General features: G+C 48.2%; 14 protein-coding genes. 2 read left to right on the top strand and 12 right to left on the bottom strand.

Annotation, left to right across the window (positions count from 1 at the left end):
- Nucleotide 1 precedes the first annotated feature (1 nt).
- Genes IM638_07985 through IM638_07935 form a run of 11 tightly spaced genes read right to left on the bottom strand, consistent with a single transcriptional unit; the run spans nt 2 to nt 12,516 of the window.
- Nucleotides 2-1,510: a glycosyltransferase family 39 protein gene (locus IM638_07985; GenBank protein ID MCA6362963.1), complete on the bottom strand. Its 1,509-nt coding sequence runs from the start codon at nt 1,508-1,510 to the stop codon at nt 2-4.
- 4 nt (nt 1,511-1,514) lie between these two features.
- Nucleotides 1,515-3,038 (bottom strand): AMP-binding protein, encoded by a 1,524-nt coding sequence (locus IM638_07980; protein ID MCA6362962.1) that lies wholly within the window; start codon nt 3,036-3,038, stop codon nt 1,515-1,517.
- Entirely contained in the window at nt 3,035-3,622 is a 588-nt protein-coding gene (locus IM638_07975; GenBank protein MCA6362961.1) for an SRPBCC family protein, read from the bottom strand. The genes IM638_07980 and IM638_07975 overlap by 4 nt, the downstream gene beginning before the upstream one ends.
- Nucleotides 3,622-4,629 (bottom strand): hypothetical protein, encoded by a 1,008-nt coding sequence (locus tag IM638_07970; GenBank protein MCA6362960.1) that lies wholly within the window; start codon nt 4,627-4,629, stop codon nt 3,622-3,624. Before IM638_07970 ends, IM638_07975 begins: the two co-directional genes overlap by 1 nt.
- An 18-nt stretch (nt 4,630-4,647) precedes the next feature.
- Nucleotides 4,648-5,352 (bottom strand): phosphatidate cytidylyltransferase, encoded by a 705-nt coding sequence (locus IM638_07965; protein MCA6362959.1) that lies wholly within the window; start codon nt 5,350-5,352, stop codon nt 4,648-4,650.
- Entirely contained in the window at nt 5,345-6,445 is a 1,101-nt protein-coding gene (locus IM638_07960) for a DUF3419 family protein (GenBank protein ID MCA6362958.1), read from the bottom strand. The genes IM638_07965 and IM638_07960 overlap by 8 nt, the downstream gene beginning before the upstream one ends.
- On the bottom strand, nt 6,438-9,011 hold the full coding sequence (locus IM638_07955; GenBank protein ID MCA6362957.1) for a phosphoenolpyruvate synthase: 2,574 nt from the start codon (nt 9,009-9,011) through the stop codon (nt 6,438-6,440). The genes IM638_07960 and IM638_07955 overlap by 8 nt, the downstream gene beginning before the upstream one ends.
- 6 nt (nt 9,012-9,017) lie before the next feature.
- On the bottom strand, nt 9,018-9,869 hold the full coding sequence (locus IM638_07950; GenBank protein ID MCA6362956.1) for a PIG-L family deacetylase: 852 nt from the start codon (nt 9,867-9,869) through the stop codon (nt 9,018-9,020).
- 37 nt (nt 9,870-9,906) lie between these two features.
- The gene (locus IM638_07945) at nt 9,907-10,857 is read right to left on the bottom strand and encodes a UbiA family prenyltransferase (protein ID MCA6362955.1); all 951 of its coding nucleotides are present in this window, start codon (nt 10,855-10,857) and stop codon (nt 9,907-9,909) included.
- Nucleotides 10,858-10,865: 8 nt separating this feature from the next.
- On the bottom strand, nt 10,866-11,234 hold the full coding sequence (locus IM638_07940; GenBank protein MCA6362954.1) for a hypothetical protein: 369 nt from the start codon (nt 11,232-11,234) through the stop codon (nt 10,866-10,868).
- A gap of 4 nt (nt 11,235-11,238) precedes the next feature.
- Nucleotides 11,239-12,516: a hydroxymethylglutaryl-CoA reductase gene (locus IM638_07935; GenBank protein MCA6362953.1), complete on the bottom strand. Its 1,278-nt coding sequence runs from the start codon at nt 12,514-12,516 to the stop codon at nt 11,239-11,241.
- Nucleotides 12,517-12,799: 283 nt separating this feature from the next.
- Here IM638_07935 and IM638_07930 point away from each other — a divergent pair, with 283 nt between their 5' ends.
- Complete coding sequence (locus tag IM638_07930) at nt 12,800-13,378, top strand: CDP-alcohol phosphatidyltransferase family protein (protein MCA6362952.1); 579 nt, start codon at nt 12,800-12,802, stop codon at nt 13,376-13,378.
- Between the two features lie 2 nt (nt 13,379-13,380).
- Nucleotides 13,381-14,154, top strand: a complete 774-nt coding sequence (locus tag IM638_07925; protein MCA6362951.1) for a phosphatidate cytidylyltransferase — start codon at nt 13,381-13,383, stop codon at nt 14,152-14,154.
- A gap of 12 nt (nt 14,155-14,166) precedes the next feature.
- On the opposite strand, the gene IM638_07920 is transcribed toward IM638_07925, so the two are convergent.
- Nucleotides 14,167-15,156 (bottom strand): K+ channel, inward rectifier, encoded by a 990-nt coding sequence (locus IM638_07920; GenBank protein MCA6362950.1) that lies wholly within the window; start codon nt 15,154-15,156, stop codon nt 14,167-14,169.
- Between the last annotated feature and the right edge of the window lie 81 nt (nt 15,157-15,237).

The following is a 15,237-nucleotide window of genomic DNA, read 5'->3' as shown; positions in this document are numbered from 1 at the left end:
TTTAATCTTCCTGCACCGCTCCACGCAACGCATCCGCATTGATCACCTCCACATCAGACAAGGGCAATTCCGTTTCTGCATCCGCATTAATCACCAGCCGGTAGCCCAACGCCCGCAACGCTTTCAGCTTATCCGCATCCGGAACTATCGGATAAGCCAAACACCCCGTATAAAACATCGTTTCCACAGGACGGTTCATATTGAAGTAAATGGTTTTCGGATGCGGGTTGTTCGAGTTTATTTGCCGAAGCTGCTGTACCCACCGCGGATTGCGGGTGTTGCCGTCGAAAAACTTAATGCGTTCATTGCTGTATCGAAGCGTAAAAAAAGCAAACACAGTCAGCAACACCGGCGAAATAATTTTCCAGTTTCTTTTTTCGCTGAGATCAATCAGCATGCTGCAAAATTCACCTGCTATGATAAAAGCGGCCGGAGCCGTAAACAACGTGTAACCGGTCATGCGTGTGGCGGCAAGGGTGAAAAAAAGCAGCGGTACCCCAAGCCATGTGAGCAGAATAAGATTATTCCAGCGTGGTTTGCGTAGTGTTTTGTAGATAAACCAGCCTAGCACAATCAGAAAGTAATCGCCAAATGCAATCGACATTTTCTCGAAGTGAAAATACCACGGACCACTATGGCCTTCAAGCGCCTCTGTAAAATGCCGTAAATTATAGCTTTGTTCCCATTTCCACTCGTCGGGAAAATAAATGGCTGAGTAAATTTGCCACGGCAGTACGAGTATTGCAATTGCGGTACAAAGTAACATGAACTGAAGTATTATTTCGCGCCGCTGAAATTTCGCCGAGTGCACCACGGCAAGCAGCCAGAGTGGTAATACAATAAGCGCAGGCAGCCAGCGTGTAAGAATTGCCGCCGACACAGCCACTGCCGTAAGTAAATTGAAAACAGTTTTTTTCGTATCGGCAAAACGCAATGCCATCCATACCCCAAGCGTAATAAAAAACAGATAAAGTACATCGTAATGGTCGGTAGCTGCACGGCCGCCGCTCGTTTCAATAATCAATCCGTTAAGCGAAATGAGCAAGGCCGCAATATAGCCGGTGCGTGTGTCTTTCAACCGTTGCCCGATACGAAAAGTGAACAGTATCAGAAATGTAGTAGCAATGATTGACGGTAACCGGACTCCCCATTCGTTTATTCCTGTAATGTGCATGCTGCCCGCCATGAGCCAGAGCGGAAGCGGTTGTTTATGCAGCCAGATATTATTCGATGTCCAGTCGGTATAATCGAAAGGCAATACATGGTTGGAATACAGTTTTGGTGTAAGCGGTGTTTCCATCATATTGCGCGCCACCAACGCATGAAAGCGTTCGTCCCACTCGTGCAGGTAATTATCCGACGACACATAAATACTCAGCACCGCACCGCAAAGCATGAGCAGGCCTACTGCTGTTTTCGTTTTATGACGTGTAAATGAATACACCGAAACAGCATAAACCGCTACCACTGTAGCACAAACCAGCGAACCTGTGAGAATCGGATTACTCATACATCTACTTCATCATCAACTCCTTCAACTTTCCGTAATCTACTTTCGAAAAATGACGCGGATCTCTTGGGATTTGTGGTAATACGCGGATTTCATCAAACGGATACGCTTCGCTGATTTCACGTTTTATTTTTTCAAGCATTGCATTTTTTAATGGTTCAATTACGGCCACAATTTTCTCGCCCTGTTGCATTATTGTGCCGGCTGCAACACCATCTATCAACCGTAATTTTCCTTCCCACAAAAACGGTGTAAGCATGTGCCCGGCTTTGTCGGTAATAATTGCATTACAGCGACCGCAGAGAAAAAGTTGTCCGTCGTCATTTACAAAGCCTGCATCACCTGTGCGGTGCCAGACTGTGTTTCCGGTAAAGATCTTGTTTTGCTTCACTGCTTCCGGGTTATCAATATAATGACGCAACACATGCGGGCCGCTCACCACAATTTCGCCCACTTCGCCGGAAGATAGTTGCATCGCTTGCAGATGTTGTGCATCATTTACTTCGATGGGCGAATTGGTAATAGGGAGAATGATTACAGTAGCAGCTTTGGCAATGTGACCTACTGCAAGCCCCCGGCTTAGTTCGCCCTGCTGTGTAAGTTCAGAAGCGGTGATGCGGCTTATTGGTTCAGCCTCGGTGGAGCCGTACACTATGTTTATCTGCGCCTGTGCATAGCCTTGCTGCATGGTTGCCGCCTGATCGGGAAACACGGGCGCGCCGCCGGTAAAAATGCGGCGAAGCTGCGTGCTGTCTTTGCCCGGATACAAAGTTGAATGCTTTGCAAGCTGCTCGGCCAGATAAGGCGACGAAATAAAACGGTTTACGCCGTGCGCTGTAATTTGTGTTCGAATGCGCGATGGATTCAGTTTTTTAGGTTTGCGCGAATTGTAATCGGCAATGACAGATGTGATGCCGCTGCCGAGATTGAGCAAAAGGACAATGGGCAGCACGGGCATGTCCACATCATCGGGCGCGGGTTGTATTTCATCCACAAGCGCATCAAACTGCGCCTGCAAAAATGCGTGTGTGCGGTCGGCTGCTTTGGGAATGCCGGTACTGCCTGTGGTGAATGTAATGAGCGCCGTTTCATTAGCTGCTACTGCCTCTGCTTCAGTGGCAGCATCCGTCTTTTTTATGCCTTTGCCCAGCCACACCGGCACACGGCGCAGTTGCGGCGAAAGCAGAAACGCTAGCGCACGAAGTTTGAACGGGGCAATAAATGCTTTGCATTGTGCCATGCGGCAACACAGTTCAAGCCTTTCGCGGCTCACCCATTCGTCGAGAAAAATAGCCACGGCGCCAATGTGAAAAATGGCCAGCACGCTTCGGTAAAGCTCAATACTCATGGGCACAAACACCAGCACACGGTCGCCACGGCCAATGCCTTTACTGCGGTAGTACGCTGCTGCTGTTTTTACTTCGTTGGCAAGTTCGCCAAAGCTTATTGCACGGCCATCGCGGTCGATTATTGCCGCTTTGTGCGGATGTGCAGCGGCCGAAGTAAAAAAATGCCTTGCAATGTTCATCGCTGTTTCTCGATGTTGCGTTTGATGTTGGCTAAGTTACGCGCAAAAATGCTTTCGGCTTTCCACGACGAGAGATGTGTTTTCACAAGCTCCCAAACTGATGGTTCTGCATTTTTGTAAAACAACGAAAGCGTAAGCCGGCATCGTTTGCCGCCATCAAGCGGCGTGTAAAGCTGCTCTGTGTAAAGTCCGTTGGCAGTCATGTCGAAGTCAACCAGGTTGTAAATGGTCAGCTGACGGCGTTTTCCGGGCACAACTTCCGTAATGAGTTCGTCCCATTGCGTTCCTTTTTCATCGGCATTACAATAGCAGCGACGCCGGCAACCTACGGTACCATCGGCAAAACTATCGCTGTTCAGTGTGGTAATGTGATGCACAAATACCGACCATTCGCCCGCTTTTTCCGAGTGTCCGAGATAGGCAAACACTTCTTCGGGTGAAGCATTAATTTCTACTGAATACGCAATGGCTTTGTACGGCAAATTGTCGTGCGATTTATAGCGACTGAAAATCCACACAGCCAGCGCAGCCACAAAAGGCAACACAAGTAATGTGCGGAGAATGAGTTTGCGTCGGTTTTTCATTACAGTGTTTTTTCAAATAAAACATATTCACGTAACAACTCGCCCGAAAATTTCCCGGAAAGGTTTACCGAAGCATTGCCACTGTGCATATAGGCGTGAATTACACTTGTGTAGCCATGTTGTTTGGCATAGCGTGTACCCAGATTGCCCAGCAACGTGCCGATGCCTTTAAATGTACACTGCGGATGCCGAGCTACGGTTTTAATGATGAACCGCTTTTCCGTTTTACAAAAATGATCGGGATAGGCGAGGAGAAGGCCTTGTATTTCGCCCTGCGCATCTTCAATAACTGCGCTGCTTTCCGGTGCAATGTATTTGCTTATATGTGCATAACGCATCATAAAAACTTCTGCACGGATGGGTGCATAAAGTACGTTGTTGGCAAAAGCGGTGGTGCAAAACGTGTACAGTTTTCGCAGACTGCCGGCATCGAAATCGTTTTCAGTTAGTGTGCGGATATGCAGACCTGCAGCGGGGAGTTTTGCCTCGAGTGCAAGAATTTCGGGGCTATCGCAGTGCAACGATTTGTCGATGGTGGAAATGTAATGTTGTGTTTCAGTAAAGCCGGCTTTTTTCCACTGTTCAGGGTATTGCGGGGGATGATAATGCTCGGAAAAAAATAAATCATTGCTATTGCCTTTCCGGAAACGATAGGTGCCCCAGGTGCTTCCGTTCATAGGGCCGAGTATGCGTTTGAAATTCTGCGCACGGGCAAAAGCTTCCGCTTCTGCCAGCAGTGCGGTGGCAGCTTCGTCAGTATCCGCTTCGTAGTTTCCGATAAATAGTGCATCATCTGCATCATCCGCATCACTGCGATACAAAACAGCCACCGCTTCTTTTGTGCCGTTTTGTTCTGCCACCAGCATGAATATGGCGCGGTCTCCGTCGATATCGGTTCCCGTTTTTCTTCTCCACGGTTTCATCTCATCGGGATAGAGTGTGCCATTTAGTTCTCCGAATGCAGCGTCGAATTCATTCTCCTGTTGTGTGATGTAGCGCAAATTCATAGGTGAGTGAATTACAGATTACAGTATTTCCGGTTGATACCAGCCAAGAAAAAAGCCTGCTGCAAGTACAAGTATGGAAATGAGCGGAATAAGCAGGTTGTCGAAACCGTTGCGGCTTATCGCCTCGATAAATGCCCCGAAAGCACCCAGCAGCAATGAAAGTGTAATCAGATTGGAATTGCTGGTTTCAGAAAGTGTATAAAGCAGAATGCCGGACAGCAATGATGCGGAAATAAAAAACATGAGCGAGCCGGTTAGTGTTTTCTTTCCGCTTCCTACCTGAAAAGGTTTCCACGGCCAGCGCTTTCCGCTCAGTGCAGCAATCGGATCGCATACGGCAAGCATAAGTACGGGAATGTAGAAGTAGGCTTTTTGCGGATGCGTGCCTGAAAAGAAATCGTAGAATAAAAATGTACCGTACACGGCCGCCGGATACGAAATACTGCCATGCGATTTACGGTCGATGGCGTTGATGGATTTAAGAAGATTGAATTTTAAACTTGTAAGCAGTATTACTGCAAACGCACCGCAAAGCAAAAGCACAAACCAATGCGAACGCAGAAAAACGGGGAAAAGCAGTGTAAGTACACCTGTACCCAAATGAATGAGCTTGCGCGTGTATTCGGCGCGCACGCCGAATTTATGATATAAAATTTCGCCGGTGCTGAAGAGTGCAAGAAAACACGCACCCAGCCAGAGGCAATGTATAAGCTGATTATCCATTTTTCAGAATATCGAGATGAAAGCGGTGATAGAAAAAGCCTTTGTCGCTGGCGCCAAGCCGGTCGGCCACTTCGTTTTGGCGTTGCAGTTTTTCAGGATACAATGCAGCAAGATTTCGCGGCACCATTAAATTCCAGTAGGCAAAACGCGCTCCTGGTTTTGATGCACTGCAAAGCTGCTGGGCAATGGTGGTTGAAATTTCGGCCGATAGGTATTCGAAAATATTGGAGAGGTTGAACGCATCAAACGGACCATACTCGCGGCAGGCTTCTTCGGCATAGCCTTTAAAAAAGACAATGCGCGAAAGATTTGACCGTATGCGTTCGAAATTTTCCTTTCGGGCATAAAGCGGAAGCTGAGGTTCAAACTTACCGGCAAGAATATGGTGCAGAAAATGATTCTGCTGCATGACTTTGCTTTGCAAATGAGTTTCGGCTTTGCCAAAAATATACTTACCTACCGAAACCTTCACCTCATTCATAAACTCCGGATCACGCCCGTATTTGCCCATTACAAAACGGCTGAAGAAAATGCGGAAAAACAAACGCCAGCGCCAGGTATTCCATTCTTCAGTGTAGAATTTTTGCTGTGCATCTGCCGGTTTTTCTTCAAACAGTTTTGCAATACGTTTTTTATTATGAATGAGCGGTAGCAATTTTGAACGAAAGTAGCCGAAGTAACGTTCAAACTTTCCCTGCATAATTACGCCCGCTTCGATGAGCTGTAAATGGTTGTCGCACCAGCGTTGCGCCGGTTCGGGCATTTGGCTGCGTATTTTTTTATAGGTTTCGATGCGTGAAGATGAAGGTGTGAAGCCAAGAAAAGCCAGAAATTCTTCGTGTGTATCGAGTGTAAAAGCCGCCTTTTTCAATTCACCGAGCCAGAGTTGAATTTCATTTACATCAACAGCCACTACAATTTCGGGCGCATTAATGAGCAGTGCAAAACTATTGTCGCCTGCCGAGGCGATTGACAGCACGCGTTCGCCGGGTTTTACCTGCAATGCTTCGGCCAGTATATCGGCATCTTCCCAGCAGTTGGCGTAGCGGATAAAATCGAATTCTACCCGTTGCTGAAGATCGTTTTTACTCATTGTCGAGAATAATTATTTCGCCGGTGCTGCCATCCATTTGCACACGGTCGCCGGTTTTGAGTTGCTGAAGTAATCCGCTTACGCCCACAATGCAGGGTTTCCCCATTTCGCGCGATACGATTGCCGAATGGCTGAGCAGGCTGCCGCGTTCGACCAGAATAGCCGAGGCCGAAGGGAAGAGTGTAATCCAGCCCGGGTCGGTGCTGGCGGTTACAAGAATATCGCCGTTGAGGCTGCTTACACTGTGCGGGTCGTGAATGACCTGCACGCGGGCTGTAATTTTTCCGGGGCAACAGCCAATACCTTTCAGTGCTTTGCCGTTGGCGGTTTCGTGCAGGCTGGCTGCGGGTGGTGCAAAGTTATTTCCTGCATACACAATGCCGCGCGTGGGCACACGCTCCGACGAAGGCAGCGTTTCAAATTTTGTGTAGTCGGCTTTGCGTATGCGTACCAGTTCGCGCAGGTTGCGCAGGTCGGAGGTGCCGCGTATGTAGTTTGCAATTTCGTCGAGACGCAGCCAGAAAATATCGCGTGGCGAATCGATTAGCTGTTCGGCTGCAAATTGTTCGCCAATGGCCAGCATAATGCGGCGCACCATGCCAAAGCCCCGTGTGCGGGCGTAGCGCAGGTTTTCGCGGTTGCTCACCAGATCGCGCGAGCGGCGAAGAGCCAGATTAAACAGCCAGCGTTTAAGCGGCTTTGCGCGGAGTTTACTTTTTACAATGGCTTCGGCCTCGCTGCGCAGCTTCAGATCGAGATTGGCATGCGTGGTTTCGGGCTGCTTCAAAGCCGCTGCAATTACGCGCACAAAAAGTGCAGGCTGCTGGCGGTAGGTAATTGTTTCGAGCTTCAGCTCGCCCACGGTGCGGTCGCCCCAGGCGGCAATATAGCTTTGCATGAGTTGCTGCACAGGCTCGTTTTCTTTCAGCGTCAGCGACGCCAGCACTTCGCTTTCGGGCTTTTCAAACAAGGCCAGCCAGGCGGCATTGCTGCGCACCCGTTTTACAATTTCGTCGATGCGGCGCAGCGGTTCGGTGCTCACAATATCGCGTGCACCGCAAAGCAAATCATTGTGCAGCGTGGCCGCATGGCCGGGGAAATATTTCGCGGTGAGTTTCTGCAACACACCGTACCAGATCATGGCAAAGAAATCATTTACCAGCGGCGCTTTCCATTTTTTCAGCAGGGTTTGCTCAAAGCGTTCATACAGCACAATAAGCTGATCGGCCCGCTGCCGGCTGAAATCAATGGCATCGTATTCCTGCATCACCGCTTCAAAATCGCGCGTAAAGGCGCGGCGCATACCGGGCAATTGCCGCTGGTTTTTCAGCAGCAAACGTATCATGTTCAGTACACGCAAACGCTCGCTGAATTTGCTGCGCACCGTTACATCGTCGAGCGTAAAACGTTCTTTCACGCCCATCATTTTCTCCATAAACTCCGCGTTTAGCTGATAACCCGGAAGCAGCGAAAGCAATTTGTACCAGCTCCGTAAATTATAATACACGCGGCCGTTGAGCAAGCCGAGCATGTTGGCATACACTACCGCATGCTGCTGCCGCTCCGCCTCATTCACTCCCATCATGGAAGTGAACTGAATATACACAGCCTCATACATTTTGCGGATAAACGAAAACGTAAGCGGCGAGGTAAGTCCGGGATACGATTCAATAATGTTGCTGTTGTCCCACACTAAGTATTCGCCTTCGGGGTCGGGAAGTTGTGCGGTGGTGGTAATGGGGCGTGTTTGCAGGAGATACAAATTTCCATCTGCTACGGCAAATTCAATATCCTGCGCACGTCCGTATAGTTTCTTCAACTGATATAGCCAGCTTTCGATGTGACGCAGCTGTGCATTACTCAACGTGCGTGCATTTTGCAACGAAGTTTCCACTTCTGTAAACGCCGTACCGCCTTGTGCCGATGCAGTTACCTTGCGCGGTTTAGTTACAAGCTGTTCCGTAATTTTTTCGGCCGACACGGTAAACGTATCCGCATCAAGCTCGCCCGAAACCAAACCTTCTCCCAAACCCCACACCGCACTTATCACACATTCATTCCTGTTTCCGCTCACCGGATTTATTCCGAAACCTACACCCGCTACATCGGCATTCACCATCACCTGCACAATCACGGCAATATTACTTTTTCCGATACCGTGAAACTGCTGGTACACCTGCACGCGTTTCTCGCAGGCTGAGCGCCACACATCGCGTATGCGCGCTTCAAGCGTATCGGCATTTACGTGGAGATACGATTCATATTGTCCGGCAAAGGATTGTTCTGCACCATCTTCGCCCAATGCCGAAGAGCGCACGGCGAGTTGCGCATCGTGGCCAAACCGGTTAAGCAGTAACTGAATAATTGTATCGGGAATACGGAAAGAGCGGATAAATGCTTCGGCATCGGTTGTGTTTTCAGGCATCCAGCTTTGCAGTAAGCCTGCGGGCAGCACCGCAAAGTCGGGAACCGGAAAGCCTGCATCGGTCAGCAAAAACAGGTTGGAGGCTTTGCCGCCGCAATCGGCACTGCGTTCGGATGCAGGTGTGTTTGAAAAAAGTATCATACAAAACTATTTCACCTCCAGATAATATTCGCGGGCAAACGCCTGATAGTGTGCGGCTGTGTCTTTTATGTCGGGAAGCATCATGAATTTTTTCAGTGTGGCCTGCTGTGTTTTGTATGCCGCTGCAGCATTTCGTTTTACCGGCCAGTAGTTGCGCACATCAACAGCAGCATTGGGTTCGGGAAGTGTTACCTGTCCTGCATATTTTTGTGTGAGCAGATAAGCCGGATTGTTTGAAAGCCACACCTGTTCGAGCTTTTCGGGCATGGTGCTGTGAAGAATACGCTTTACCGGAAAGTTGCTTTCATTTTTATGTGCCGTAAATACACGATACACAGCTTTGCCGGTAAGCCGGTGCTCGGGATGCCCGTATCCGCCAATAATTGTATCGAATGTAACTACCAGCGACGGTTTGTATTTCATCATAAACGTGTAAATCAGCGTTTCGAGACTGTCTGTTTTTTCATTCCAGAATACAAGATTGTTTTGCTCTACATTGGCCCACGGATTGTTTGGTAAGTAGAGATGAGCAGATTCTGTAATACCAAGAATTTTCATTGAGTTACTCCATTCCACAGCCCGTTTTGCAGCTTCTTTCGAATCGGCATCTTGCGTAAGTGTGAGCGAATAGATTCTCCAGGCTTTTTCACGAAGTAATTGTGCCGTACCGGCACAACAAATCACATCATCATCGTGCGGAAAAACAAACAGCGCAGTTTTATTTTCTTCCTCACAATTCAAAACAGGCACGGTAAAATCCTGTGCATTACGAAATGCATCATAGTTTATTTTATCCGACTTTCCGAAAACGGATAGAATAAGCACAAGGACAAACAGTAAAATACGAATAGCCGGCATTTGACGGGTTTTGGGTAAAGGGTGGATAAAAGATAGTTTATTTCATCAATTCAACTACCATCGGAATTCCGCCCAGACTCAAATACATGGCAATGGTCCAGAGTGCGGATGCGTATTCAATAAATTTTGCACGTTTGGTTGTCATTTTCTGCAGGAATAAAATTGCGGGAATGCTTATGACTAATGCAATGCAAAGCATGGTAATGAATCCCTGCATACCATATCCTGCAAACCACGACGCAGCAATGGCCCAGCCTGCGGTGATGAGTACCATGAGCAACCAGAGCAAAGTGGCTTTGTGCGGGCCATGCATCGACGAGTAGGTGAGAACGCCTTCTTTTTCATCGGCCGGGATGCGGATTTTACGGCCTACTTCAAGTACAATACCGTTGAAATAGGATACCGCGAAGAAAAACAGCAAACCTTTCGGTGCGCTTACACCTTCCTGCAACCAGTCGAGCCCGCTGGCGTAAATGTCGATGAGCGGAATGATGAACATGTGTGAAACCACATACCAGAACTGATGTTTCTTGAGCCATTCGGCCACAAAAAACTCTTTGCCCATGAGCGAAAGGTAAAGTATGACAATGCCCCAGATGATAAGCAGTTTGGGCGCAAACAAGGCATTGAGAATAATTTGCAAAACCACAATGCCGATGCCGATTTTCCGTAATTCGGAAAGCGAAACGAGGCCGCGCGGAACCGGAAGTTCGTTGCGGTAGCGTGCATCATCTTCGGCATCCTTATGCTCATCGAATATGCGCACAAGCAGGAACAGTGAAACAGTTGTAAAAATGCCAAGTGCAAACAGCGACCAGTCCACAAATCCATCAGCACCACGGCAAATTCGCGAGTAGCTGATGGCAGAGAAACTGAATGCCGCCACCAGCGGACCGTGGCCAAACAGCGGGAAACGCTCGCGCTGATAGATCCACAGCCGTTTCAGCAATGGTGCATTATTTTCTTCGGGTTTGCTGTGCGGGTTCATTGTTGAGTTTACTTGAGTGTGAAGCGCGACATTATTTTACGGCCGATCATCCAGGCTACGATGCCCCAGAACGCCCAGAGCAGCGGACTAAGCCAGCCGGGATGCAGGGCGTTTATGAGGTTGCTGCCTGCGGTGGTGTGAAAGAAATCATTCACCTGTGCATGGCCTGATGTGAGTTGTAAGCCGAGGTGGTGCGCCACAGGAATCCAGTACGTTTCGAGAAAAGCCTGTATGGCAATGAGCAGCAGAATGATGAATGCGGCCGGCCATTTTGCTGCACGTTTCGGAAGCAAAGCCAGTACGGTAATGCCCGTAAACACGGCATGTATGAAGCCAATCCACACATACATCAGAATAAGTACAAACTGCGCGTTCATGGTCTTATTTTTTACGTCCCAGCTTTTCGTGTGCCGAGGCAAAGTGTCCGGCAGCGAGTGCAGCGGCAATTGAAATTTCGCCGGAGAGTGCTACTGCGGCGCAGATTTCGGCAAACTTGCGTGCGTTACCTGTGCCGGCGCATTGCATGAGTTCAAGGCATTCGTGTTGTGTAGGCAATGCGGTGCCGCCGCCCACGGTGCCCACAATGAGGTTGGGCAATGTAACGCTGGTGTAAAGGTTGCCCTCGGCGGTGAGCTGCATGCGGGTAATGCCTGTGGCCGCTTCTGCCACGCAGGCTGCATCCTGACCGGTGGCCAGAAAAAGTGCGGTGAGTCCGTTGGCCACATGCCCCTGCGCACCAATAGCGCCGCTTTGAATCACACCAATGGTTGAGCTTTGCCAGTAATCGGCCATGGCTTCGGGTGTGGTTTTGAGCACTTTTTCCACCACCATGCGGCTAACTACGCACTCGGCCGTTACTTTTTTGCCGCGCACACTTGTAAATGAAAGAGCCGTAGCCTTTTTATCGCCCGAGTAATTGCTTTCAATGTACCAGGCCAGCGGTTTTTCCGGTGCTTCGGGCACAAGTGTACTGCAAATGGCATTGGTGCAAATGGTCACCATGTTTTGGCCGGCGGCATCACCGGTTTGAAATTCGAAAGTGAGGATGAGGTGATTGCCTTCGATGTTGGCGCGCACATCGCTAAGTACGGCATGGCGGCTGTGCGCACGCACAATTTCATCCATCTGCTCACGACGGCTGTAGGCAAACGCCAGAAAGCTCACCGCACCCGATACATCAGCAAAACGAAATACCGGGCTGCGCTGCACACCATCAACCAGACAAACTGAAGTAATACCACCGCTAAGCCGCGTAGCCTTTGCCCCACGATGATAGGAAGCTACCAATGCGCCTTCGCTTGTGGCCAGCGGAATATAGTAATCGTCGTTGGCGGCAGTGCCTGTAACACGCAGCGGACCAATTACACCCGTGGGCACCATCGTCATACCGATGTAGTTTTCAATATTACCTTCAAGCTGGCTGAGATCCGTAAATGTTGTTTCTCCGTTGAGGTATTGAAAACTATGGCCGGTTTGCTCTTTCAGAAACTGCAATCGTGTATGTTGTCCGGCGGCCGAAGCCATTTCTTCTATCGGGAAACTATCGCGCGGGGGAAGCTCGGCAGCGCGTGTACGGATGTGCTGAGTAAGTTTGGCGAGACCGTAAATTGCTTCAATTTTACTTAAAGCCTTACTTGTTTTGTCTTCTGAGGAAGCCATGGAGTTTAGTTTTAGTTGTTCTGTTACGTTTAGGGTAATGAACAGAATCAGGGCAAATGTATTGCCAGAGTGAAAACGTCAAAAATGATTTTTCTCTTCGGCCACACAAAAAACAGCATAATATCCTATTCTTCCCAAAAAACACCCGAGTATGATCTGGTTTTTGCAATTTTTGCAAGAGCAACCTGCCGAACAGTAAGTTTTGCAAGAAATAACGGTCAGGACAGCACGAATTACTTTTTATAAAATTTGACGCACATCTTTCGTGTTGTAAACTTGTCTCATGAAAAATATCGGTAAACAAATTCCCAATATCCTCTCAGGCTGGCGGCTGCTTTCGTTTCCGCTGGTGATGTATTTTATTTTTACCCTTCAGCGCGAAGCCTTTATTCTATTACTGAGTATAAATCTGATTACCGATATTCTCGACGGATTGATTGCGCGGGTATTTAAGCTGCAAACAAACTTTGGCGCACGGCTCGATTCTATGGCTGATATGGGGACTTATATCGCCGCATTTACAGCTTTTATTTATCTCGAATGGAGTTTTGTGAGTGAAAAAGGCTGGGCATTTTCAATGCTTGTTTTCCTCTGGATATTGCCACAGGTAATAAGTCTGATCAGGTTTCACCGCCTGCCGCACTTTCATCTCTGGTCGAATAAATTTGCCGGATACCTTCAGGGTATTTTTATTTTTACCTATTTCAACTGGGGAAATTCTGAACTTTATTTCTGGGTGATGTGGAGTGTGAGTGTGCTTGCATTTCTTGAAGAGTTAATTGTGGTATTATACATTCAGCAACTTCGTTCAAATCTGAAGGGAATTTTCTGGATGATGCGTGAACAGGGTAAAATAGCATAACAATGGCGAAATCACTTGGGCTGCAGGTTGAGGAAATCATGTATGGTTTTGCCACTGATTTCTTCGTGAAAACAATTATCGTCAGCTTTGCCGCAGGGGCATTACTTATTTTTTTGATTCTGAAAAAACGCCCCGAACTGAAGCGGGAACTCTGGACCAAGTACATGGTGTATTTGCTTGTGGTGCTTCTCAGTGCTGCGGCTATACTCACCAATTTCGAACTTTGGTGGCTGGGATTAATTTGCGGAACAGGTTTTTATGAGATCATTCGTATCAGTCATAACCCAGTCACAAAACAAAATCTGCCGCAGGTCTTATTGCTCTATCTGGTGATATGCGGTGGCGCTTTTTATCTCACATTTTATGTTGGCCATTATTTGTTCTGGCTTTACGCGCTAATCGTGTTGTTTGACGGGTTTAGCCAGCTTGCCGGACTCTTATTTGGCAGGCATAAACTCGCTCCGCAGATAAGTCCGGCAAAAACATGGGAAGGTCTGGCGGGAGGCTTTACAGCCATTTTGCTCACGCTGTTAATCCTGCCGGGAAATTTAAAGCCGGAAATGATTTTGAGTGCCGCATTACTTTCTCTGCTTATCGCATCAGGAGCAGTTGCGGGCGATTTGCTGGCTTCAAAATGGAAGCGTTTGGCAGGAGTTAAGGATTACGGCAGCTGGATTCCCGCACACGGAGGTATCCTTGATCGGTTTGATGGTTTTATTGGAGCGGCCGGGGTGTTGGGGGGCGTGTATGCAATTTTACGTCCGTTTCTCGATTAGCAATTGCAGCAGCTATACAGTGGGATCTTCAGCCGCTGCAAGTTCGGGTACAGGTTGGGCAAGCGGCGGCAGTTCTACATGTTCAATAGCATCAATCAGGCGCATATCAATTTGGGTGCTTCCGTCGGATTGAAGCGAAAACATGGGAATGAATTTTGCGCCCAAGATAATTTCTCTGCCCTGATAAGAGGTACGGCTGTACACCGTTTGCGAAAACGAATCGTCGAACGCTTTCACGAGAATAAACAACTCTACCTGCTGATCAACAATTTCCTGTTCAGACATGCCGTAAAGCGGGCTGTTTTCATCAATAGGATGAACCAGTGTCCAGCTCAGGGGGAAAAGGTTAATTTTTTTTCGTTCGAGATTGAGCTGATAAAAAGATCGGTTGCCCGCACCGGGTTCAACCATTGCCATGGTTACATCCACCTCCACCTCAATAAGCTGGTTGCTTCGTTTGTTGGTCATACGAAACATGAGGCCACGCTGTGTTTCGCGGTAGGGCGCAATTATGGCGTGTGTGCTGTAAAGAATATTTGCTTTTGGTTTTGAGAAACGTCCGTAGAGCAAACCCGTGGCCATGGCAAATCCCAAAAGACCAATCATTGATTCAATTGCCGCCACCGTACTTGCAAGTGTACCTGTAGGGCTTATTCTTCCGTAGCCCAGTGTGGTAAGTGTTTGCGAACTGAAGAAAAAAGCATCAAAAAAACGCGCCAGCGGGGTTGTGCCTTCAATTCCGGCAAGATGCTCAACGCCAATCAATACATATATTCCGGCAAAGATGATATTGACAACAAAATAGATTGTGAAGATGAGAAAAAGCAGTTTGCCCCACGACATGAACACGAGCGTGTTGTACAGTTCATAGGTTTTGAAGCGGGGCAACCCGATGCGGTTTACGTTAAAGGAACCATCTTTATTTAAATTCCGGGCAGCGGTGTTTTTGGTGCCAAAACCGAGGTCGTTGCTGATGGCGTTGTTGCGGCGGTTTATGCGCATTTTGTTTTGCTCCTTTACGGTGAATGAAGTTAGGAATAAATTAGCTCAGGCAAGTAATTCGTTCGGGTAAAATAATCACTT

The sequence above is a fragment of the Bacteroidota bacterium genome (assembly GCA_020402865.1).
GTDB lineage: Bacteria > Bacteroidota > Bacteroidia > Palsa-965 > Palsa-965.
The sequence above is the reverse complement of the archived record's forward strand: the minus strand, read 5'-3'. Positions and strand labels throughout refer to the sequence as shown.

Excerpts from the sequence above, each read along its gene's own strand:
- IM638_07985 (MCA6362963.1), bottom strand. The coding sequence starts at position 1,510 with ATGAGTAATCCGATTCTCACAGGTTCGCTGGTTTGTGCTACAGTGGTA.
- IM638_07980 (MCA6362962.1), bottom strand. The coding sequence starts at position 3,038 with ATGAACATTGCAAGGCATTTTTTTACTTCGGCCGCTGCACATCCGCAC.
- IM638_07975 (MCA6362961.1), bottom strand. The coding sequence starts at position 3,622 with ATGAAAAACCGACGCAAACTCATTCTCCGCACATTACTTGTGTTGCCT.
- IM638_07970 (MCA6362960.1), bottom strand. The coding sequence starts at position 4,629 with ATGAATTTGCGCTACATCACACAACAGGAGAATGAATTCGACGCTGCA.
- IM638_07965 (MCA6362959.1), bottom strand. The coding sequence starts at position 5,352 with ATGGATAATCAGCTTATACATTGCCTCTGGCTGGGTGCGTGTTTTCTT.
- IM638_07960 (MCA6362958.1), bottom strand. The coding sequence starts at position 6,445 with ATGAGTAAAAACGATCTTCAGCAACGGGTAGAATTCGATTTTATCCGC.
- IM638_07955 (MCA6362957.1), bottom strand. The coding sequence starts at position 9,011 with ATGATACTTTTTTCAAACACACCTGCATCCGAACGCAGTGCCGATTGC.
- IM638_07950 (MCA6362956.1), bottom strand. The coding sequence starts at position 9,869 with ATGCCGGCTATTCGTATTTTACTGTTTGTCCTTGTGCTTATTCTATCC.
- IM638_07945 (MCA6362955.1), bottom strand. The coding sequence starts at position 10,857 with ATGAACCCGCACAGCAAACCCGAAGAAAATAATGCACCATTGCTGAAA.
- IM638_07940 (MCA6362954.1), bottom strand. The coding sequence starts at position 11,234 with ATGAACGCGCAGTTTGTACTTATTCTGATGTATGTGTGGATTGGCTTC.
- IM638_07935 (MCA6362953.1), bottom strand. The coding sequence starts at position 12,516 with ATGGCTTCCTCAGAAGACAAAACAAGTAAGGCTTTAAGTAAAATTGAA.
- IM638_07930 (MCA6362952.1), top strand. The coding sequence starts at position 12,800 with ATGAAAAATATCGGTAAACAAATTCCCAATATCCTCTCAGGCTGGCGG.
- IM638_07925 (MCA6362951.1), top strand. The coding sequence starts at position 13,381 with ATGGCGAAATCACTTGGGCTGCAGGTTGAGGAAATCATGTATGGTTTT.
- IM638_07920 (MCA6362950.1), bottom strand. The coding sequence starts at position 15,156 with ATGCGCATAAACCGCCGCAACAACGCCATCAGCAACGACCTCGGTTTT.